This window comes from Allobosea minatitlanensis, assembly GCF_964020775.1.
This window is the reverse complement of record NZ_OZ224509.1, coordinates 2,085,383-2,105,402: the sequence shown is the minus strand read 5'-3', so window position 1 is coordinate 2,105,402 and position 20,020 is coordinate 2,085,383. Positions and strand designations below refer to the sequence as shown.

Here is a 20,020-nt window from a genome sequence, read left to right as displayed (position 1 = left end):
GCTCCCGGACTGGCTACGGACGTTTCATCATGCGCGGACTTGCAGGCAAGGTCATCCTCGTCACCGGCTCATCGAGCGGCATCGGCCATGCCATGGCGGAACGGCTGGTGGCCGAAGGCGCGAAGGTGCTTGTCCATGGCCGCGACGAGGCGGAGGTCGCCGCCGCCGTCGCGAACCTCGGCGACGCGGCGCGGGGCGCGACCGGCGATCTCGCGGCGCCGGAGGCCGCTCAGGCCATCGTCGACGCGACCATCGCCGCCTTCGGCCGGATCGATGGCCTGGTCAACAATGCCGGCATCTATCCGCGCGGCGTGCTGGGCGAGACCACCGCCGCCTTCTTCGACCATGTCTTCGCGGTCAACACGCGGGCGCCGCTGCTCTGCGCCGAGGCCGCGATCCGCGCCTTCCGGGCGCAGAAATCGCCCGGCGCCATCGTCACGGTCGGCTCGATCAACGCCTGGTGCGGCCTCTCGAACCTCACGGTCTATTCGATGTCGAAGGGCGCGCTGATGACGATGACGCGCAACCTCGCCGACACGCTCGGCCCCGAGCGCATCCGCGCCAACCAGCTCAATGTCGGCTGGACCTGGACGGCCAACGAGGACGCGACGCAGCGGCGCGAGGGCCGTGAAGCCGGCTGGCAGAATCATGTGCCGCTCCGCCACGCGCCGACCGGCCGGATCATGCAGCCGGAGGAGATCGCCGCCCATACCGCGTTCTGGCTCTCGGACGACAGCGCGCCGGTCTCCGGCCAGATCTACGAGGCCGAACAGTTCCCTGTGATCGGCCGCGGATGAGCGCGGTTCCTCGAACGGTTTTCGGACCCTGGCTCGCCCGTTGGGGCCTCGTGCCAGACGGCAAGCCGATCCGGACCCACGCCAGCCACCTGCTGCCCGTCCTTCGAGGCGGCGCACCCGCAATGCTGAAGCTGCCCGAGGTCGAGGACGAGCGGCGCGGCTATCTGCCACTGGAATACTGGAACGGCGATGGCGCCGCCCGCCTGCTCGCGCGCAGCGAGAATGGCGAGGCCATGCTGATCGAACGCGCCACCGGCCAGCGTTCGCTCGCCGCCATGGCGCGCAGCGGTGCAGCGGGCGATGACGAAGCCACTGCCATCCTCTGCGATGCCATCACCGCCTTGCAGAAGCCGCGCGGCCCGGCTCCATCCGGGCTGATCCCGCTCAAAACCTGGTTCAAGGACCTGTTTCCGGCAGCGGCCCGGCATGGCCGCCTTATTGCTCGTGCCGCCGAGGAGGCGACTGCGCTCCTGCCGGCACAGCGGGAGATCGTACCGCTCCATGCCGACCTGCATCACGACAACGTCCTCGATTTCGGGGAACGCGGCTGGCTCGCCATCGATCCGAAATCGGTAATCGGCGACCGCGCCTTCGAATACACGATCCTGTTCTGCGACCCCGACCTCGCCAACCCCGAGCCTCCGGCCGCCGTCGCGCCAGGAGCCTTCGAGCGCCGGCTGGAGATCGTTCTGGCGAAATCGGGACTGGAACGTCAGCGTCTTCTGCGCTGGATCATCGCCTCGTGCGGGTTGTCGGCGAGTTGGTTTCTGGAAGACGACGACCCGCTGGCGGAGATCAATCTGACGATCCTGGCGAAGGCGGCGGCAGCTCTCGACGCATAGCGCGCCGCCCTGCTCGCCCTTGCGGCGAGCATCCAGGTTTTGAACGCGACCTTCGACCAGCGAAGACGTGGATGGTCGAAACAAGCCCGACCATGACGAAACCGGCCTAAATCAATCTCCCAGCAATCACCCGCAAGCGATTCCGCCGTCTCACTTATTCCCCCAGCACGACCACCTTCGCGCCTTCCGCCACCTGCGCGCCCGGCTCGCCCGCAACCTCGCTGACGGTGCCGTCGCGCGGGGCGGTCAGCACATGCTCCATCTTCATCGCCTCGACGATGGCGAGGCGCTGGCCCTTCGTCACCGCCTCGCCGGGCGCGACGAAGAGCGCGACGAGCTTGCCGTGCATCGGCGCCTTGACCACGCCGCCCGAGCCGGCCGCGGCATCGAGATCGACGCTGAACGGATCGAACAGCGACACCGCCGTCTGCCGGCCGCGATGCAGCGCATACCAGACGCCGCCCTCGCCTTCGGCCAGCGCAACCTCGTGCTCGCCCGCGCCGATCTCGTGACCGGGCAGGCTGACGCGCGCATCCGCGCCGTCCCACTCGATCCGGGCCTCGACCCGCTCGCCATCGACCAGCAGCGGCAAGCCGAGCGGCGGGCGCGGCATCAGCGAGAAGGCATCCGCATCGAGCCATGGCGAGCGTGCCTCGCTCTCCGCCCGGCCGGCGGCCTCGACCATCCCGGCCTCCTGGCGCTCCTCCTCGAGCTGCAAGGCGGCGGCCGCCACCGCCGCCGCATCGAGCGGCTGCGGCTCCGCGCCGAGCGCGGCGATATTGCGGTCGATGAAGCCGGTGTCGAACGGCCCCTTCCGGAAGCCTTCCGCCTCGGTCAGCTTCTTGAGAAAAGCGAGATTGGTGCGCGGGCCGGCGACGGTCGTCTCGCCCAGCGCCGCGCCGAGCCTGTCCAGCGCCTCGTCGCGCGTTGCGCCATGGGCGATCACCTTGGCGATCATCGGATCGTAGAACGGCGTCACCGTATCGCCGGCCTCGACGCCGGTATCGATGCGGATGCCCTCGCCATGCGGAAAGCTCAGCGCCCAGAGCTTGCCGGTCGAGGGCAGGAAGCCCTTCTCGGGATCCTCGGCATAAAGCCGAGCCTCGACGGCATGGCCCTTCGCCGTCACGTCGTTCTGCGTGAAGCCGAGCGGCTCGCCGGCCGCGACCTTGAGCTGCAATTCGACGAGATCGAGCCCGGTGATCGCCTCCGTCACCGGATGCTCGACCTGCAGCCGCGTATTCATCTCCATGAAATAGAAGCGGTCGGCGCGCAGGCCATCGCGCCCGTCGGCGATGAACTCGACCGTGCCGGCGCCGACATAGCCGACCGCCCTCGCCGCCTCGGTCGCGGCCTTGCCCATCGCGGCGCGCACCTCCGGCGTCATGCCCGGCGCCGGCGCCTCCTCGATCACCTTCTGATGGCGGCGCTGCAACGAGCAATCGCGTTCATAGAGATGCACGACATTGCCGTGGCCGTCGCCGAAGACCTGGATCTCGACATGGCGCGGCGAGAGCACGTATTTCTCGACCAGCACGCGGGCGTCGCCGAAAGCGTTCTGGGCCTCGCGCTGGGCGCTGGTGAGCGCGTCGTCGAACTCCTCGGGCCGGTCGACCTTCTTCATGCCCTTGCCGCCGCCGCCGGCGACCGCCTTGATGAGCACGGGGTAGCCGATGCGCCGCGCTTCCCCGCGGAGGAAATCGGCGCCCTGCTCGGCCCCGTGATAGCCCGGCACCACCGGCACGCCCGCCTTCTCGACCAGCGCCTTGGCCGCGTCCTTCAGGCCCATCGCCCGGATGGCGGAGGGCGGCGGGCCGACGAAGACGATCCCCGCTTTCGCGCAGGCCTCGGCGAATTCCGCATTCTCGGAGAGGAAGCCATAGCCCGGATGGATGCAGGCGGCGCCGGCCTCCTTCGCCACGGCGAGGATCTTGCCGGCATCGAGATAGCTTTCGCGGGCCGGGGCCGCGCCGATATGCCAGGCCTCGTCCGCCATCTGCGCGAACAGCGCCTGCGCATCGGCGTCCGAATAGACCGCGATGGTGCGCAGACCGAGCCGCTTCGCGGTGCGGATGACGCGGCAGGCGATCTCGCCGCGATTGGCGATCAGGATGGAAGGCAGCTTGGCGGCGATCGTCATGGGCGGCGGCATCCTCGCGAACGTTGCCGCCAGTTATAGCCCGCCCGTCGCTCCTGTCTGCGCCTTGTTGCGCAAACCCGGCTGGGCCGCTTCCGGCCTCCCGCCCCGGCCATTCCGGAGCGGGAGGCGAAGCGCCCTCAGCCGCGCCCGACGAGCGGAGCCTTGGTCGCCATCACCGTGACGAAGAGGATGTTGGCCTCGAGCGGCAGGCCCGCCATGTGCAGCACCGTGGAGGCGACATGATCGACATCCATCACCGGCTCGACCTTGATCGAGCCGTCGGCCTGCGGCACGCCGGTGGTCATCTTCTTCGCCATCTCGGTCAGGGCGTTGCCGATATCGACCTGCCCGACGGCGATGTCGTATTTGCGCCCGTCCAGCGAGGCGGTCTTGGTCAGGCCCGAGATCGCATGCTTGGTCGCGGTGTAGGCGACGGAGTTCGGCCGCGGCGCATGGGCCGAGATCGAGCCGTTGTTGATGATGCGCCCGCCGCGCGGCTGCTGCGCCTTCATCGCCTTGAAGGCCTCCTGCGTGCACAGGAAGGGTCCGGTCAGGTTGGTGTCGACCACCTTCTGCCAGTCCTCCAGCGAGAGGTCTTCCAGCAGCACGCCGCCCGGCGCATTGACGCCGGCATTGTTGAACAGCACGTCGACCCGGCCGAAGGCCTCCCTGGTCTTCGCGAAGAGATTTTCGACCGAGGCCTTGTCGGTGACGTCGGTCGGCACGGCGAGCGCCCGCCCCTTGTCGACGCCGGAGAGCGCGATCGTCTCCTCCAGCGCATCCGCCCGGCGCCCAGCCAGAACCGTGCGATAGCCATCCTTCAGGAAGGCGATGGCGACCGCCCGGCCGACGCCCGAGCCGGCGCCGGTGATGATCGCGACCTTGTCGTGGTAAGCCATGCGTTTCCTCTTGCTTTCGGCCATTCAATCGTTTCGACCAAGAGCATAAGCGCCGGCGCAGGACAAGGAAGAGCTGCCGATGCAGGCCATGCCGGCGACGGCGACGGGTGGACGCCCCTCAGGCGACGCCGTAGCGCTTGAACCAGGCCAGCATCCGCGCCCAGCCATCCTCGGCCTGCGCCTTGCGGTAGCTCGGCCGGTAATCGGCGTGGAAGCCATGCGGCGTATCGGGAAAGATCACGATCTCGACCGTCTTGCCGGCGGCCTTGGCGGCATCGCGCTGCTTCTCGACGCTGGCGACCGGAATGCCGGTATCCGCCGCTCCATAGAGGCCCAGCACCGGCGCCTTGAGATCGCCGACGACATCGGCGGCCGTCTTCGGCTGGATAGCGGTGGGATTGCCGCCGAGCGGCCCGTACCAGGCGACCGCGGCCTTCAATTGCGGATTATGCGCCGCATAGAGCCAGACCGCCCGGCCGCCCCGGCAGAAGCCGGTGACGCCGAGCCGGGCGGCATCGCCCTTCGATGAGGCCGCGGCCCATTTGGCGGTGGCATCGAGATCCGAGAGCACGGTCGCGTCAGGCGCCTTGGAGATCACGTCGCGCACGATGACCTGCGCATCGGTCATCTTCGAGAGATCGCCGAGCCGCGCGTAAAGCTCCGGCGCCACGGCGCAGTAGCCGAGCTTGGCCAGGCGCCGGCAGATATCCTTGATGTATTCGTGGACGCCGAAAATCTCCTCCACCACGAGGATGATCGGGAACGGCCCCGCCCCCTCCGGCATGGCGCGATAGCTCGGCAGCTCGCCATCGGCGGTCGGGATCTTCACCTCGCCGGCGACGAGGCCCTTGCTGTCGGTGTTGATCGTCTGGCCATGGACCACGGTCGTGGCGAGGGTGAAGCCGCTGACCAGCCCGGTCATCACGAAGCCCCGCCGCGAGAACGGCTCCGTCTTCAATCCGTCCAACCCTTCGAGCTCATTTTTCGCAGCGGTCTTGACTGATGTGATCATGAGAGACTCCCTTTCGCTCGGCGGAGCCTGAGGCCGGGAAGCGCGGCTGCCAAGCGCGGAGAACGGCGCGCCGGTCACAGTGGCGTGAGCCCGACTGCCGTCGACGGACGCGCCTCGGCCAGCGCAAAAGCGGACCCGGATCCCCGCCGTTTTCGGAAACAGGAGTGCATGCGGTGGCGAATAAGACAGCGAAGGCCGCGAAGGCGGAAAAACCGGATTCCGGGCCGGGCGCAGGGAAACCGAGGCTCCTCGCAGGCGGCAATCCCCAGATCGCGAAGGCCGATGGGGACGCCCCCGTGCAAGCCTACATCGCCGCGATGCCGGGCTGGAAAGCCGATGTCGGACGACGCCTCGACGCGCTGGTCACGCGGGAGGTTCCCAACGTCCGAAAAGCGGTCAAATGGAACTCGCCGCTCTATGGCATCGAGGGCCGGGGCTGGTTCCTCGGCATCCATTGCTTCACGAACTACGTCAAACTGGCGTTTTTCCGCGGTGCGTCGCTGTCTCCCGTCCCTCCCGTCGATTCCAAGGACGAGAATACGCGCTACTTTCATATCCGCGAGGGCGACCCATTCGACGAGGAACTCCTGGCGAGCTGGGTCGTGCAGGCGTCGAAGCTGCCCGGCTGGATTGTCTGACAGACGAGCGGAAGGAGGACCACGATGAGCAGGAACGAGTCCCGGGACGACGAGTCTCCCTCCCGGCTGATCGACGCGCGGATTCGCGAACTGGGCGACTGGCGCGGCGAGATGCTCGCCCACCTGCGCGGCCTGATCCGGCAGGCGGTGCCCGACATCGTCGAGGAATGGAAATGGCGCGGCGTGCCGGTCTGGTCGCGTGACGGCATCATCTGCACCGGCGAGACCTACAAGGCCGTGGTGAAGCTGACCTTCGCCAAGGGCGCTTCCCTCGACGATCCGGCAAAGCTGTTCAACGCCAGCCTCGAAGGCAAGACGCGGCGCGCCATCGACATCCGCGAGGACGAGACGATCGATGCGGATGCGTTCCAGGCCCTGATCCGCGCGGCCGCGGCCCTCAACGCGTCGTCTCGGCCGCGCAAGCCGCGCCAATAAGGCGCCGGCGCCGAGACGGCCTCACATCCGGAACACGCCGAATGTCGTCTCGGGGATTTCGGCGTTGAGCGTCGCCGAAAAGGCCAGCGCCAGCACGCGACGCGTCTCGGAGGGCAGGATGATGCCGTCATCCCAGAGGCGCGCCGTGGCAAAGTAGGGAGAGCCCTCTTCCTCGTACTTCTCGCGGATCGGTGCCTTGAACGCTTCTTCCTCGGCGGAAGGCCAGCTCTTGCCCTCGGCCTCGATATTGTCGCGCCGGACAGTGGCGAGCACGCTCGCCGCCTGCTCGCCGCCCATCACCGAAATGCGCGAATTCGGCCAGGTGAACAGGAAGCGCGGGCTGTAGGCCCGCCCGCACATGCCGTAATTGCCGGCGCCGAAGGAGCCGCCGACCAGCACCGTGATCTTCGGCACCCGCGCCGAGGCCACGGCGGTGACGAGCTTGGCGCCGTCCTTGGCGATGCCGCGGGTCTCGACGTCGCGCCCGACCATGAAGCCGGTGATGTTCTGCAGGAAGAGCAGCGGGATGCGCCGCTGGCAGCAGAGCTCGATGAAATGCGCGCCCTTCAGCGCGCTCTCCGAGAACAGGATGCCGTTATTGCCGATGATGCCGACCGGGATGCCGTGGATGCGGGCAAAGCCCGTCACCAGCGTCGTGCCGTAGAGCTTCTTGAACTCGTCGAACTCCGAGCCGTCGACGAGCCGCGCGATCACCTCGCGGATGTCGTACTGCTTCTTGAGGTCGGTCGGCACCACGGCTTCGAGCTCGGCCGGATCGTAAAGCGGTTCGACCGGCTCGGCGATGTCGATATCCGGCCGCTTGACGCTGTTGAGGTTGCCGGCGATGCGCCGGGCGATGGCCAGCGCATGGGTGTCGTCGCCGGCATAATGATCGGCGACGCCGGAAAGCCGCGCATGCACATCGGCGCCGCCGAGGTCCTCGGCCGAGACGACCTCGCCGGTCGCGGCCTTCACCAGCGGCGGGCCGCCTAGAAAAATAGTGCCTTGTTTTCTGACGATGACAGTCTCGTCCGACATGGCCGGCACATAGGCGCCGCCGGCGGTGCAGGAGCCCATCACCACGGCGATCTGCGGGATACCTTCGGCCGAAAGCGTCGCCTGATTGTAGAAGATGCGGCCGAAATGCTCGCGATCGGGGAAGACCTCGGTCTGGTGCGGCAGGTTCGCCCCGCCCGAATCGACGAGATAGATGCAGGGCAGCCGGTTCTCGCGCGCGATCTCCTGCGCCCGCAGATGCTTCTTCACCGTCATCGGGTAATAGGTGCCGCCTTTGATCGTCGCGTCGTTGCAGACGATCATGCATTCGCGGCCCGCGACGCGGCCGATGCCGGCGATCATGCCGGCGGCATGGACATCGCCCCCATACATGTCGAAGGCGGCGAGCGAGCCGATCTCGAGGAAGGGCGAACCCGGATCGGTCAGGCGCAGCACGCGCTCGCGCGGCAACAGCTTGCCGCGCGAGGTATGGCGCTCGCGGGACTTCGCATTGCCGCCGAGCGCGGCGGTGGCGCGCCGCTGCTGCAATTCATTGCGCAGCCCGGCCCAGGCCTCGGCATTGGCGCGCGTCTCGGCCGAATCCAGATCGACCTTGCTTTCGATGACCGGCACGGGCGCGCTCCCTCGGCGACAATCTCCGCCGAGGTTATGGCGCGCCGCGCCGAAAACGCCAACCGGCACGGACGCCCGAACGCAGCCGGGCAATTCCGCGCCGAAGGCCCGCCTCGCTCGCGGCCCTGCGCCTTACTCGCTCGCGCGATTGATCGATCCGGTGACGGAGGGCGCCGCGACGGCGCCGATCGCTCCGCCGGCTACCGCGCCGATCGGCCCGCCGACCAGCGCCCCCGCGCCCGCTCCGGCCGCCGCACCGGCGATGCGCTGGTCCGTGGTGTTGCACGCTGCGAGCAGCAGCCCGAGGCTGCCCGCGAGAAGAAAAACCCGCATCTCTCGTCCCCGTTTTTGATCAAAAACTGGACGAAGCATGGGCCCCGCATGGCTAACGAAAGCTGAATCAAGCGGAAACGGTCGGGCCGAAGACGCGCTCGAACGCCTCGCGCAGCACCGAATCGGCCTCCGGCATCGTCACCGGCAGTCCGAGATCGACGAGCGAGGTCACGCCGTGCCGGCTGACGCCGCAAGGCACGATGCCGTCGAAATGGGAGAGGTCCGGATCGACGTTGAAGGAGATGCCGTGGAACGAGACCCAGCGGCGCACGCGGATGCCGATGGCGGCGATCTTGTCCTCGACCGCCGCTCCCCGCTCCGGCCGCCGCACCCAGACGCCGACGCGGTCCTCGCGCCGCTCGCCGCGGATGTTGAAATCATCGAGCGCGCCGATCAGCCAGCCTTCGAGCGCGGCGACGAAGCGGCGCAGGTCGGGCTGGCGCCGCTTCAGGTCGAGCATGACATAGGCCACGCGCTGGCCGGGGCCATGATAGGTGAACTGCCCGCCCCGACCGGAGCGGTACACCGGGAAGCGCTCCGGCGCGATCAGGTCCTCGTCGCGGGCCGAGGTGCCGGCGGTGTAGAGCGGCGGATGCTCGACCAGCCAGACGCGCTCGCGCGCCAGCCCGTCGGCGATCAGCCCGGCGCGGTTCTCCATCTCGGCCACCGCCGCGTCATAGCCCGTCAGCCCTTCGGCCACGACCCATTCCACCGGCTCAGCCGGCTCCGTCTCCGGCAGGAAGGAAACCGCCAGCGCCTCGCGCAGATTCACCATGGCTTAACCATGTCCGTCCAAAGTTTCCGGGCCGGCGCCGCCCGGCCGACCTTGACCCGAGCCTCTTGCGCCCAAAAGCCGCCGATAGGCAAGTTTCGCTGGTCCAATTCTGAAGTAGGGTTCCGGAGGCCGGAGTTGAAGACCGATCTCGATCTCGTTCCTGTCGAGCTCACCGTCGTGCTCGGGCAGACACAGATGCCGATCTACAAGCTGCTGCGACTCGGCCGCGGCGCCATCATCGAGCTGAACGCCAGCGAGACGGATGAGGTCCAGATTCTCGCGAACAACCACCCCTTCGCCAAGGGAATCGTCGTCGTCAGCGGCGCGCGCATCTCCGTCGAGATCACCCAGATGCTGAAGCGCCCGACCGTCTACACGCTCGAGAGCGTCGCCGAGGCCGCCTGAACGGCTATTGTCGCGGAAAAGTCGAAAGGCCTCGCTTTTCCACAAGGACGCTCTTGTGGCGGCGGATTCGATTTGCTAGATCGGCGCCGCTCACCGGATGCACCGCCCGCAACCGGAACCGAGCTGCGGTCGTGGCGGAACTGGTAGACGCACTACCTTGAGGTGGTAGCGGGGAGACCCGTGGAGGTTCGAGTCCTCTCGACCGCACCAAATTCGGACGACAGTCCAGCGAACGGCGACCCTCGCGGGTCGCCGTTCTCGTTTCCGGCTCCGCGATCTCCCTGCGCGATTCGGGCCGGAGCGCGCCGGGCCGGGCTGACAGGCGTCAGAACTTTGGTAACGTAAATCGGCGATCAACTTGTCTCGTCCGCCCTCCGAGAACCGCGTCCCCGCAATGTCACGCATCCGCCTCCTGCCCTGTCTGGCTGCTGCCGCGCTCGCGGCTCTCGGCGGCTGCGTCGCTCTCGACACCGCGGGCGACCGGCGCCCGCATCCCGGCGTCGCGGAAGCGCACAGCTACGCCGTCCACGGCATCGACGTCTCGCGCTGGCAGGGCGAGATCGACTGGGCCTCGGTGAAGGCCTCCGGCATCCGCTTCGCCTATATCAAGGCGACGGAGGGCGGCGACCATGTCGACCCCGCTTTCCAGCGCAACTGGGAGGGCGCGCGCCGCGCCGGCGTCGCGCGCGGCGCCTATCATTTCGTCTATTGGTGCCGCCCGGCCCATGAGCAGGCGCTCTGGTTCAAGCAGCAGATCCCGAACGATCCCGACGCCCTGCCCCCGGTGCTCGACGTCGAATGGAACGGCCATTCCCGGACCTGCCCGCAAAAGATCAACCGCGAGCTCGCGCTGGAGAAGATCCAGCTCATGCTGACCGAGCTGGAGCAGCTCACCGGCAAGCGCCCGGTGATCTACACCGACATCACCTTCCACCGGGAGGTGCTGGAGGGCCGGTTCAACGACTACCCCTACTGGATCCGCTCGACGGCGGCGAAGCCCGAGGCCCGCTACGCCAACCGGCCCTGGGCGCTCTGGCAGTTCACCACCACGGCCCGGATCCCCGGCATCCGCGGCGATGTCGACCGCAACGCCTTCTTCGGCAGCGAGAGCCAGTTCGCCGGCTGGCTCCAGGGCGAATACGACATCGCCACCCGCCGCTGGGAGAAGCGCCGGCCGCCCGCGCCGCAGCCGATCCCGAGCGAGCATCCGGCCGCCCCCATGCCGGCGCCGGCCGGGCCCGCGCCGGCGCCGGCCCCGCTTCCCGAGCAGGATCTGGAAGACGTGCCGGTGGCGCGCCTTCCCGGCAGCGTGCCGGCCACGGCCTCCGCCTTCCAGACGCTCGGCGACCAGACCGTCCAGGACTGATCCCCGGAGCATCTTCCCGCCGCCGGGGCGCGGATCGCCGTCCCGGGCGCGGCGAAGCGGGAATCCGGGACGCCCGCGGGCGCGTTCCCGGCACAGGTTCCGGCTCGGAGACGCGGCCTTCCCGCGGCCGCCCGGAACGGCGCCGCGGCCCCGTCTCCGCCCGCCCGCATTCAGCCGGTTAACCAAGGCTGAAAAACATCTCTCGACTGCCGCGCAATTCTAACCGGCGCTTAACCACGTCCTCCGCATCTGGACCTGTGATGCGGGAGGAACACATGCCAGCGCGCAAGCTGACCAGGGCCGGGACGAGCTTCGGAGTTCTCACCTTCGTGGCGGCGCTCGCCTGTCTGGCCGGGCCCGCCCTCGCGCTCTATCCGAAGAAGGGCGACAGCGCGCCGCATCACGGCGTGCGCGACGCGCGCCGCAAGGTGATCCAGGGCATCGACGTCTCCCGCTGGCAGGGCGATATCGACTGGGCGAAGGTCAAGGATGCCGGCACCCGCTTCGCCTTCATCAAGGCAACCGAGGGCGGCGACCATGTCGACCCCAATTTCAAGCGCAACTGGGCCGAGGCGAAGAAGCACGGCATCCCGCGCGGCGCCTATCATTTCGTCTGGTGGTGCCGCCCGGCCAAGGACCAGGTGCGCTGGATCAAGAAGCATATCCCGCGCGACCCCGACGCCCTGCCGCCGGTGCTCGACGTCGAATGGCAGAACGATTCGCAATGCAGCCGCCGGGTCTCGCGCGAGGACGCGCTGGAGAAGATCCGGATCATGATAGCGGGCCTGCGCGCGCACACCGGCAAGAAGCCGATCATCTACACCGACATCAACTTCCATGAGGACGTGCTCGAGGGCGCCTTCAACGACCACCCCTACTGGCTGCGCTCGACGGCCGCGCCGCTGGCCAAGCGCTATGCCCGCGACCGCTGGGAATTCTGGCAGTTCACCACCACCGGCCGCGTCCCCGGCATCGTCGGCCATGTCGACCGCAACGCCTTCTTCGGCAGCGAGCGGGAGTTCGAGGCCTGGCGCCAGGGCCGTTTCGACATCGGCGCGCGCAAATGGCACGGCGGCGAGCCGAAGGTCGCGGTACGCACGCCGCCGCCGACACCGGCCGGCCTGCGCGCGCCCAAGGCGGCCGGCGGAACCAGGCTGCGCTTCGTCCCCCCCGGCCGCATCCCGGCCCGTACCGCCGACAACCGCGATGTCGGCATCACCGGCTCGCTCGGGCGCCGCTGAGGAAAGCAAAGCCGGCTGTCACGCCTCCGTCACATTGGCGGAGCCCTTTGACGGCAGCGCCGCGGCATGGCGGCGCGCCCGACAAGCGACGATGCCGACCGACCTGCAATCCCGATCCGGTATCATCTGGACCTACCGCTTCGACGCCGAGGGGCGCCCCGCCCCGATCCCGCGCGAGGAGCTGCCGGAGCTCGCGCCGGAGGAGGGCTTCGTCTGGCTGCATCTCGACCTGGTCCATACCCGCGCGCAGAGCTGGGTCGCCGCGCAGGAGCTGCCCGACGCGGCGCGCGAGGTCTTCCTGTCGCAGGAGACGCATCAGCGGCTCGACCACTCGGCCCAGCTCGCCTGGGGCGTCTCGCATGACCTGATCCGCAGCGTCGGCGAGAAATCCGACAGCGTCGGTGCGCTGCGCTGGATCATCGGCGAGCGGTTCCTGCTCACCGGCCGGCGCGAGGCGCTGCATTCGATCCGGATGACCGCCGAGGCGCTCGACCGCGGCGAGCCGGCGGAAAGCCCGAGCGCGCTCTTCGAGCAGATCATCGAATACATCATCGACGACCTCACCGACAGCGTCGTGCGCCTGATCGACGAGACCGACAACGTCGAGGACCAGATCCTGCTCGACCGGCTGCGCGACGGCCCGCAGCGCGTCGGGTCGATCCGGCGCGTCGCGGTCCGGCAGCATCGCCAGCTCAGCGGGCTGCATGTGCTGTTCCGCCGCTTCGCCGAGGCGCAATCGGGCCGCAGCGCGCCCGATGCCGTCAAGGCGACGGCGGCGCGGCTGCTGCTGCGGATCGACACGCTCCACCATGACGTCCAGTCGGTGCAGGATCGCGCGCGCCTGCTGCAGGACGAGATCGCCGCCCGCTCGGCCAACCGCACCAACCGGCAGCTCTATGTGCTCTCGATCCTGACCGCGCTGTTCCTGCCCGCGACCTTCATCACCGGCCTGTTCGGCATCAACGTCCGGGGGCTGCCCTGGATGGAGGCGGATGCGGGGGCCGTCTATGTCGCGCTGGCCTGCGTCTTCGCGGCGCTGCTGACCCTGATCCTGCTGCGCCGGCGCGGCGTGATCGGCGACTGAGGGCCTGAGACCTGATTGCGCGCTCGCGGAAAGGACCGCGCCCCGGCGTCCTGCTGCCTAGGCCGCCGCATTGACCTCGACCGTCAGATGCGCGAGCTGCGGCAGGGCAGCCAGATGCGCCTTGTAGACCGCCGGCGCCGCCGCCTCCACGGCCACGACGGAAACGATCGCGCCATAGTGCCCCGGCCCGACCTGCCACAGATGCAGATCGGCGACCTCCGCCCCGGCCGCGTCCATCCGCTCCTTGATGGCATCGACGAGGGCCGCGTCGGGCACGGCATCGAGCAGAACCGCGCCGGACCGGCGGATCAGGCCGATCGACCAGTGCGCGATCACCAGCGCGCCGATCAGCCCCATCGCCGGGTCGAGCCAGATCCAGCCATAGAGGCTGCCGCCGAGCAGGGCGCCGATCGCCAGCACCGAGGTGAAGGCATCGGCGAGAACATGGAGATAGGCCGCCCGGAGATTGTTGTCAGCGCCGCGACGGAGCGCCTGCGGATGGCCATGGTCTTCATGACGATGGTCGTGCGCATCATGGCGATCGCGGCCGCCATGCGAGTGGCCATGCTCATGGCCGTGCGCATGGCCGTGCCCGTGATGATCCTCCTTCAGGATCAGCGCGCTGGCGAGGTTGACGCCGAGGCCGAGCACGGCGACCACGAGCGCCTGATTGAAGCCGATCGCGACGGGGCTCGCCAGCCGGATCACGGATTCCCAGGCGATGAAGAGCGCGGCCAGCATCAGAACGAGGGCGCTGGCGAAGGCCGCGAGGTCTCCCAGCTTGCCGGTTCCGAAGGTGAAACGCCGATCATGCGCGTGGCGCCGCGCGAAGCTGTAGGCGAAGCCGGCGATGCCCAGCGCCGCCGCATGGGTCGACATGTGCCAGCCATCGGCGACGAGCGCCATCGAACCGAAGAGCGTGCCCGCGACGATCTCGACGATCATCGTCACGAGCGTCAGCCCGACGACGATCCAGGTTCGCCTTTCATGGCGGTCATGGTCGGCTCCGAGGAACACATGCTCGTGTCGCGGCGCGAAGCGGTGGGTCTCGGCCATGGTTTCGTTCCGTCTCAAAGGTATTTGGTGAGGGCCTTCAGGCTCTCGATCATCCGTCGTGCTTCCGGCGTCGCCGCTTCGGCGCGGTCGAAGAGATGATGCTCGATATGATCGAAGATCAGCAGCTCCTTGACCTTCGACAAAGCTTTCTCGACCGCCTGGAGCTGTTGCACCACCTCGGGAACCGCCCTGCCCGCCTCGACCATGCCGACGACGGTGCCGAGATGCCCCTGTGCGCGGCGCAGGCGGTTGATGATGTCGGAATCCATTGCATGGCTCATATGCGTTATCCTATCCCCCTGGATAGGATATGCAAGCCCTGGCACCTGCCGATTGGGGTGCCGTTCCTCGCCCGCGGTGCCGCACCGACGCCAAACCGCGCCGGGCGTGCCTGCGCACTGACGCGCGCGTCACGGCCCGGCTATAACAAGGGCAAGGGAGTTCCGCTCCCAACGCTCTGCCGGGAGGTTCCGCCATGCTCGCCAACGCGCCGCGCCCCTTCAATTTCGACCTCGGCGAGACCGCCGATGCGATCCGCGACACCGTCCATGGCTTCGCGCAGGAGAAGATCGCCCCGCGCGCCGGGGAGATCGACCGGACGAACCAGTTCCCGCGCGATCTCTGGCCCGAGATGGGCGCGCTCGGCCTGCACGGCATCACCGTCGAGGAGGACTATGGCGGCGCCGGCCTCGGCTATCTCGAGCACTGCATCGCGGTCGAGGAGATCAGCCGCGCCTCGGCCTCCGTCGGCCTCTCCTACGGCGCCCATTCCAATCTCTGCGTCAACCAGATCCGCCGCAACGGCAGCGAGGCGCAAAAGCGCAAATACCTGCCGAAGCTGATCTCGGGCGAGCATGTCGGCGCGCTCGCCATGTCCGAGCCCGGCTCCGGCTCCGACGTCGTCTCGATGCGCACCCGCGCCGACAGGAAGGGCGACCGCTACCTCCTCAACGGCAACAAGATGTGGATCACCAACGGCCCGATCGCCGAGACGCTGGTGGTCTACGCCAAGACCGATCCCGAGGCCGGCCCGCGCGGCATCACCGCCTTCCTGATCGAGAAGGGCATGAAGGGCTTTTCGACCCACCAGAAGCTCGACAAGCTCGGCATGCGCGGCTCGGACACCTGCGAGCTCGTCTTCGAGGATTGCGAGGTGCCAGAGGAGAACGTGCTGGGCCAGGTCGGGCGCGGCGTCAACGTGCTGATGTCCGGGCTCGACTACGAGCGCGTCGTGCTGGCGGCAGGCCCCCTCGGCATCATGCAGGCGGCGCTCGACGTGGTCATGCCCTATATCCATGAGCGCCGGCAGTTCGGCCAGTCGATCGGCGAGTTCCAGCTCGTCCAGGGCAAGGTCGCCGACATGTATGTCGCGATGAACTCCTGCCGGGCCTATGTCTATGCCGTCGCGAAAGCCTGCGACCGGGCCGAAACCACCCGCGAGGACGCCGCCGGCGCGATCCTGCTCGCGGCCGAGAAGGCGACGCAGGTGGCGCTCGACGCGATCCAGCTCCTCGGCGGCAACGGCTATATCAACGACTATCCGACGGGGCGCCTGCTGCGCGACGCCAAGCTCTACGAGATCGGCGCCGGCACCAGCGAGATCCGCCGCATGCTGATCGGGCGGGAGCTGTTCAACAAGACGAAGTGAAGGTAGAGGGCCCCCCATGCCCCTCTACTTCGCCTATGGCCTCAACATGGACCCGGCCGGGATGGCCGAGCGCTGCCCGCATTCCCGGGCGCTCGGCCTTGCCCGCCTGCCCCGGCATCGCTTCATCGTCACGCGCGACGGCTACGCCTCGGTGATCCGCGATCCGCGCGAGGCGGTTCACGGGGTGCTCTGGGATTGTTCGCTCGGCGATATCCGCGCGCTCGACAAGTTCGAGGACATCGCCAGCGGGCTCTATGTGAAGATCAGCCAGCCGGTGATCGTACCCGGCGGCGCCAAGCGCGCCCTGATCTATATCGGTCGCTCGGGCGAGCCCGGAAAACCGAAGCCGGGCTATATGGAAACAGTCATCCTCGGCGCAAAACATTTCGGACTGCCAGAGGCTTGCATCGCCAACCTGAATCGTTTTCTGACCAAGCCGAGCTTCGGTCTGAAGCCATTGGAACAGGAGACCGGCGCGCCGCCGCCCGGCCCGGTGAAGGGCGTGCGCGCCCGCGCGGCCGCTCCTGAAACAATTCACCAACCGGGACAGCGCGAATGACGCCACGCGTCCTGGCGATCGCCCTCACCCTCCTGCCCGGTTTGCCGCTGCCGCATGCCGGCGCCCAGCCGGCGACGAAGGACGATGTCGCACGCCTGCTCCGCATCGCGGCGATGACCGAATGGGTGACGCAGGAATGCGGCGAGCGCTATGTCGGGCAACTGAAAGCCATGCTGCTGTTGACGGCGCAAGGCACCTTGCGCGCGGCCGACGCCGACGACGTCGAAAAATTCCGGACCGCCGTGCGCGAACATGCCTTCACCTTCAAGAGCAGGCGGGACGCGTGCAGGAGCGCAACAGAATACCTGAAGTCCGTGCAGTGATCGAAGGCAGATGAACGGACTGCTTTCGCAAAAGCAAGCCAGCCTCCCGTTACGGTAAATAGAATAATTGCAGTCCGGCGCATCACGAGCGTTCAGCCCGCAGAAAGGGCGGTCGTTTCTCGTGGAATGACTGGAGCATGGCATTCATTGCCACAAAATCGCCTCAATTAACCTGTCCGCCAGACTGGTTATTTCGAGCATTGTCCGTAAGGAGGCGATTATGAGCGGAATTATTGGCTGGGTTGCCGGCAAGGTAAAATGGCTGTTGTTGATTGCTGCCGTTGGCGGACCCTTCATGGCCTATATGAGCTGGCAGGATGGCGAGCGCGTGAAGAAGGTCGTGGCCGAAGGCATCGAGGCCCAGGCTTCCGTCGAGGGCGCCACCCGCACCAAGCGCCGCCGCGGCGGCACGAGCTACACCGTCGACCTTGCCTGGAAGGACGCCTCCGGCCAGGAGCGCACGGCGGAGAAGGTGTCGATCTCGCACCAGTTCGCCAGCCGCATCATCGCCAATGACCGGCTCACCGTCGATGCGCTGCCGATCAAGTACCTTCCCGGCGAGCAGGGCAAGGACAGCGTCGTGATCCGCGACGATGCCCACCAGCAGGCCGATCTCGATCGCGACATGATCTATGTCGGCGGCGGCGCCGGCATCGTCGGCATTCTCGGCTCCGGCCTGTGGTTCCTGCTGGGCCGCCGCCGCTCCGAAGACGAAGGCGCGCAATCCGCCGCCTGAACCGTTCGCCCACCGCCCGACGAGAGGAAAGGGCCGCTCGCGCGGCCCTTTCCGTTTCTGCCGATCGTCAGGCCGCCAGCCCCTTGGCCAGCTCGCGGACCTGCTTCTCGAACAGCGCGCGATAGGCACCGTCCTCGCGGGCGAGCAGGGCCTCGTGCGGCCCCTCCTCGACCACGCGGCCGCGATCGAAGACCAGGATGCGGTCCATCGCCCTGACCGTCGAGAGGCGGTGCGCGATGACGATCGTGGTCCGGCCTTCCATCAGCCGCTCGATCGCCTGCTGGATCAGCGCCTCCGATTCCGAATCGAGGCTGGAGGTCGCCTCGTCCAGGATCAGGATCGGCGCATCGGCCAAGAAGGCGCGGGCCAGCGCGACGCGCTGGCGCTCGCCGCCCGAGAGCTTGATGCCGCGCTCGCCGACGAGCGTGGCATAGCCCTTGGGCAGGCGCATGATGAAGTCATGCGCATTGGCGAGCCGCGCCGCCTGCTCGATCTGCGCCAGCGAGGCGCCGGGCCGGCCATAGGCGATGTTCTCGGCCAGCGAGCGGTGGAACAGCACCGGCTCCTGCTGCACGATCGCGATCTGCCGGCGCAGGCTCTCCTGCGTCACGCCGGCGATGTCCTGCCCGTCGATCGCGATGCGCCCGCCGGTGACGTCGTAAAGCCGCTGCACCAGCTTGACGAAGGTCGTCTTGCCGGAGCCCGAGCGGCCGACGAGGCCGACCTTCTCGCCGCCGCGGATGGTGAGCGAGAAGTCCCGGTAGAGCGGATCGTGATGGCCGCCGTAATGGAAGGTCACGTCCTCGAAGGCGATCTCGCCCTGCGTGACCTCCATCGCCACCGCCCCCTTGCGGTCGGGCACGCCATAGGGAAGGTCGTGCATCCAGACGAGCTCCTCCATGTCGTTGACCGAGCGCTGGAGATTGTGGACGTGCTGCCCGACATCGCGCAGATAGCCGTGCACCACCGCATAGGCCGTCAGCACGAAGGCGACGTCGCCGGCGCCGGCCTGCCCGTTCAGCCACAGCCAGATCACCAGGCCGATCACCGCGGCGCGCAGGGCGAGCAGCACGACGAGCTGGCCGGTGCCCGACCAGGTGCCGCGCAGCCAGGCGCGCCGCGTCCTGAGGCTCCACTTCGCCACCACCGTCGCCAGGCGCAGATCCTCGCGCGCCTCGGCGCCGAAGGCCTTCACCACCGGGTTGCAGGTGATGGAATCCGCCAGTGCGCCGCCCAGCCGCGTATCCCAGGCGTTGCCCAGCCGCGCCGCCGGGGCGACGAAGCGCAGCGAGAGCGTGAGCGTCATGCCGATATAGGCCAGCGCCCCGAGCGCCACGACGAGCCCCATCACCGGCCACTGCCAGGCGAGGAGCGCCGTCATGCCCAGCAGGATGACCAGCGAGGGCAGCAGCGCGATCAGGATCGTGTCGGTCAGGAGGTCGAGCGCCCACATGCCGCGCGTGATCTTGCGCACTGTCGAGCCGGCGAAGTTGTTGGCGTGCCAGTCGGTCGAGAAGCGCTGCAGGCGCGCGAAGGCCTCCTGCGCCACCTGCGTCATCGTCTGGAGCGTCATGCTGATGAGGCCGACGAAGGCGAAATGCCGCCCCGCGACGGTGACCGCCGCCAGAGCCATCATCGCGGCGAGCGCCCACAGCGCCGCTTCCGCGCCGCCGGTGCCGCTCGCCACGGCGTCGACGAGGCGGCCGGCGTAGACCGGTGTGAACAGCTCGGCGAGGGTGGCGGCGACCATGACGCCGGCCACCCAGGCGACCTTTCCGGGCTGGCGGGCCCAATGACGGAAGGTGAAGCCGAGAACGGCCCGGAACGGCTCGCGCCGCTCGGTTTGAGTATCGAGAGACATAGGATCATTCGGCGCCGCGAAGGCCGCCGACTCCAGATCGAAGGGAGACGGCGGCGCACGCCGGCTCCAGCGAAGAACGAAAGGGTTTGGAAAAAGGCTCAGGAGGTCGCCAGCCGGCGGACCTCGCGCGAGACCGACCTAGTGCCGGTTTGGTCGCCTGGGAGCGACGAAGATGGTGAATGCCATTCAGCCCTCCCTTTCGTGAGTTGGAGCCAAGGCGGAGGAAAATGCCTGAATTTCA

20 protein-coding genes, 1 tRNA gene and 1 pseudogene are annotated in these 20,020 nt (G+C 68.2%); 13 read left to right on the top strand and 9 right to left on the bottom strand.

Features of this window, described 5'->3' with window-relative positions; all coding sequences use genetic code 11:
* Positions 1–29 precede the first annotated feature (29 nt).
* Positions 30–797, top strand: a complete 768-nt coding sequence (locus tag ACWH43_RS10475) for an SDR family NAD(P)-dependent oxidoreductase (RefSeq protein WP_158443352.1) — start codon at positions 30–32, stop codon at positions 795–797.
* Positions 794–1,639: an aminoglycoside phosphotransferase family protein gene (locus tag ACWH43_RS10470; protein WP_158443353.1), complete on the top strand. Its 846-nt coding sequence runs from the start codon at positions 794–796 to the stop codon at positions 1,637–1,639. The genes ACWH43_RS10475 and ACWH43_RS10470 overlap by 4 nt, the downstream gene beginning before the upstream one ends.
* Before the next feature lie 154 nt (positions 1,640–1,793).
* Here the strand turns inward: ACWH43_RS10470 and ACWH43_RS10465 are convergent, their stop codons facing one another.
* The 3 genes from ACWH43_RS10465 to ACWH43_RS10455 form a co-directional block, all read right to left on the bottom strand.
* Positions 1,794–3,779, bottom strand: coding sequence for an acetyl/propionyl/methylcrotonyl-CoA carboxylase subunit alpha (locus ACWH43_RS10465; RefSeq protein WP_158443354.1), 1,986 nt, complete (start codon positions 3,777–3,779; stop codon positions 1,794–1,796).
* A gap of 137 nt (positions 3,780–3,916) precedes the next feature.
* Entirely contained in the window at positions 3,917–4,678 is a 762-nt protein-coding gene (locus tag ACWH43_RS10460; RefSeq protein WP_158443355.1) for an SDR family oxidoreductase, read from the bottom strand.
* Between the two features lie 118 nt (positions 4,679–4,796).
* Positions 4,797–5,690, bottom strand: a complete 894-nt coding sequence (locus ACWH43_RS10455; protein WP_158443356.1) for a dienelactone hydrolase family protein — start codon at positions 5,688–5,690, stop codon at positions 4,797–4,799.
* Positions 5,691–5,863: 173 nt separating this feature from the next.
* Here ACWH43_RS10455 and ACWH43_RS10450 point away from each other — a divergent pair, with 173 nt between their 5' ends.
* On the top strand, positions 5,864–6,328 hold the full coding sequence (locus ACWH43_RS10450; RefSeq protein ID WP_158443357.1) for a DUF1801 domain-containing protein: 465 nt from the start codon (positions 5,864–5,866) through the stop codon (positions 6,326–6,328).
* A gap of 24 nt (positions 6,329–6,352) precedes the next feature.
* On the top strand, positions 6,353–6,763 hold the full coding sequence (locus ACWH43_RS10445) for a DUF1801 domain-containing protein (RefSeq protein WP_158443358.1): 411 nt from the start codon (positions 6,353–6,355) through the stop codon (positions 6,761–6,763).
* A gap of 21 nt (positions 6,764–6,784) precedes the next feature.
* On the opposite strand, the gene ACWH43_RS10440 is transcribed toward ACWH43_RS10445, so the two are convergent.
* From ACWH43_RS10440 to lipB, 3 genes are all read right to left on the bottom strand, one after another.
* Entirely contained in the window at positions 6,785–8,392 is a 1,608-nt protein-coding gene (locus ACWH43_RS10440) for a carboxyl transferase domain-containing protein (RefSeq protein ID WP_158443359.1), read from the bottom strand.
* Between the two features lie 132 nt (positions 8,393–8,524).
* Entirely contained in the window at positions 8,525–8,725 is a 201-nt protein-coding gene (locus ACWH43_RS10435; RefSeq protein ID WP_260349308.1) for a hypothetical protein, read from the bottom strand.
* 67 nt (positions 8,726–8,792) lie between these two features.
* A complete protein-coding gene (gene lipB / locus ACWH43_RS10430) occupies positions 8,793–9,500 on the bottom strand; it encodes a lipoyl(octanoyl) transferase LipB (RefSeq protein WP_158443360.1) in 708 nt (235 codons plus the stop codon).
* Between the two features lie 135 nt (positions 9,501–9,635).
* On the opposite strand from lipB, the gene ACWH43_RS10425 reads away from it, so the two are divergent.
* The 5 genes and pseudogenes from ACWH43_RS10425 to ACWH43_RS10405 all read left to right on the top strand — a co-directional run bounded on the left by ACWH43_RS10425 (position 9,636) and on the right by ACWH43_RS10405 (position 13,596).
* A complete protein-coding gene (locus ACWH43_RS10425) occupies positions 9,636–9,905 on the top strand; it encodes a FliM/FliN family flagellar motor switch protein (protein ID WP_260349310.1) in 270 nt (89 codons plus the stop codon).
* Positions 9,906–10,030: 125 nt separating this feature from the next.
* Positions 10,031–10,115 (top strand) — tRNA-Leu (locus tag ACWH43_RS10420).
* A gap of 184 nt (positions 10,116–10,299) precedes the next feature.
* Positions 10,300–11,049 (top strand): annotated as a pseudogene (locus ACWH43_RS10415) (glycoside hydrolase family 25 protein); the annotation flags it as partial.
* 497 nt (positions 11,050–11,546) lie between these two features.
* On the top strand, positions 11,547–12,512 hold the full coding sequence (locus tag ACWH43_RS10410; RefSeq protein WP_158443363.1) for a glycoside hydrolase family 25 protein: 966 nt from the start codon (positions 11,547–11,549) through the stop codon (positions 12,510–12,512).
* A 91-nt stretch (positions 12,513–12,603) separates the two neighbouring features.
* Positions 12,604–13,596, top strand: coding sequence for a CorA family divalent cation transporter (locus ACWH43_RS10405; RefSeq protein ID WP_260349312.1), 993 nt, complete (start codon positions 12,604–12,606; stop codon positions 13,594–13,596).
* 57 nt (positions 13,597–13,653) lie between these two features.
* Here ACWH43_RS10405 and dmeF read toward each other — a convergent pair whose 3' ends face one another.
* Together dmeF and ACWH43_RS10395 are read right to left on the bottom strand one after the other, a co-directional pair.
* Positions 13,654–14,652, bottom strand: coding sequence for a CDF family Co(II)/Ni(II) efflux transporter DmeF (gene dmeF / locus ACWH43_RS10400; RefSeq protein ID WP_158443365.1), 999 nt, complete (start codon positions 14,650–14,652; stop codon positions 13,654–13,656).
* A 14-nt stretch (positions 14,653–14,666) separates the two neighbouring features.
* Positions 14,667–14,933 (bottom strand): metal-sensing transcriptional repressor, encoded by a 267-nt coding sequence (locus tag ACWH43_RS10395; RefSeq protein ID WP_158443366.1) that lies wholly within the window; start codon positions 14,931–14,933, stop codon positions 14,667–14,669.
* 194 nt (positions 14,934–15,127) lie between these two features.
* Here ACWH43_RS10395 and ACWH43_RS10390 point away from each other — a divergent pair, with 194 nt between their 5' ends.
* The 4 genes from ACWH43_RS10390 (at position 15,128) to ACWH43_RS10375 (ending at position 17,918) form a co-directional block, all read left to right on the top strand.
* Positions 15,128–16,300, top strand: coding sequence for an isovaleryl-CoA dehydrogenase (locus tag ACWH43_RS10390; protein WP_158443367.1), 1,173 nt, complete (start codon positions 15,128–15,130; stop codon positions 16,298–16,300).
* A gap of 16 nt (positions 16,301–16,316) precedes the next feature.
* Entirely contained in the window at positions 16,317–16,859 is a 543-nt protein-coding gene (locus tag ACWH43_RS10385; protein WP_158443368.1) for a gamma-glutamylcyclotransferase family protein, read from the top strand.
* A complete protein-coding gene (locus tag ACWH43_RS10380) occupies positions 16,856–17,182 on the top strand; it encodes a hypothetical protein (protein ID WP_158443369.1) in 327 nt (108 codons plus the stop codon). The genes ACWH43_RS10385 and ACWH43_RS10380 overlap by 4 nt, the downstream gene beginning before the upstream one ends.
* A gap of 220 nt (positions 17,183–17,402) precedes the next feature.
* Positions 17,403–17,918 (top strand): hypothetical protein, encoded by a 516-nt coding sequence (locus tag ACWH43_RS10375; RefSeq protein ID WP_158443370.1) that lies wholly within the window; start codon positions 17,403–17,405, stop codon positions 17,916–17,918.
* 67 nt (positions 17,919–17,985) lie between these two features.
* On the opposite strand, the gene ACWH43_RS10370 is transcribed toward ACWH43_RS10375, so the two are convergent.
* Positions 17,986–19,779: an ABC transporter ATP-binding protein gene (locus ACWH43_RS10370; protein WP_158443371.1), complete on the bottom strand. Its 1,794-nt coding sequence runs from the start codon at positions 19,777–19,779 to the stop codon at positions 17,986–17,988.
* Between the last annotated feature and the right edge of the window lie 241 nt (positions 19,780–20,020).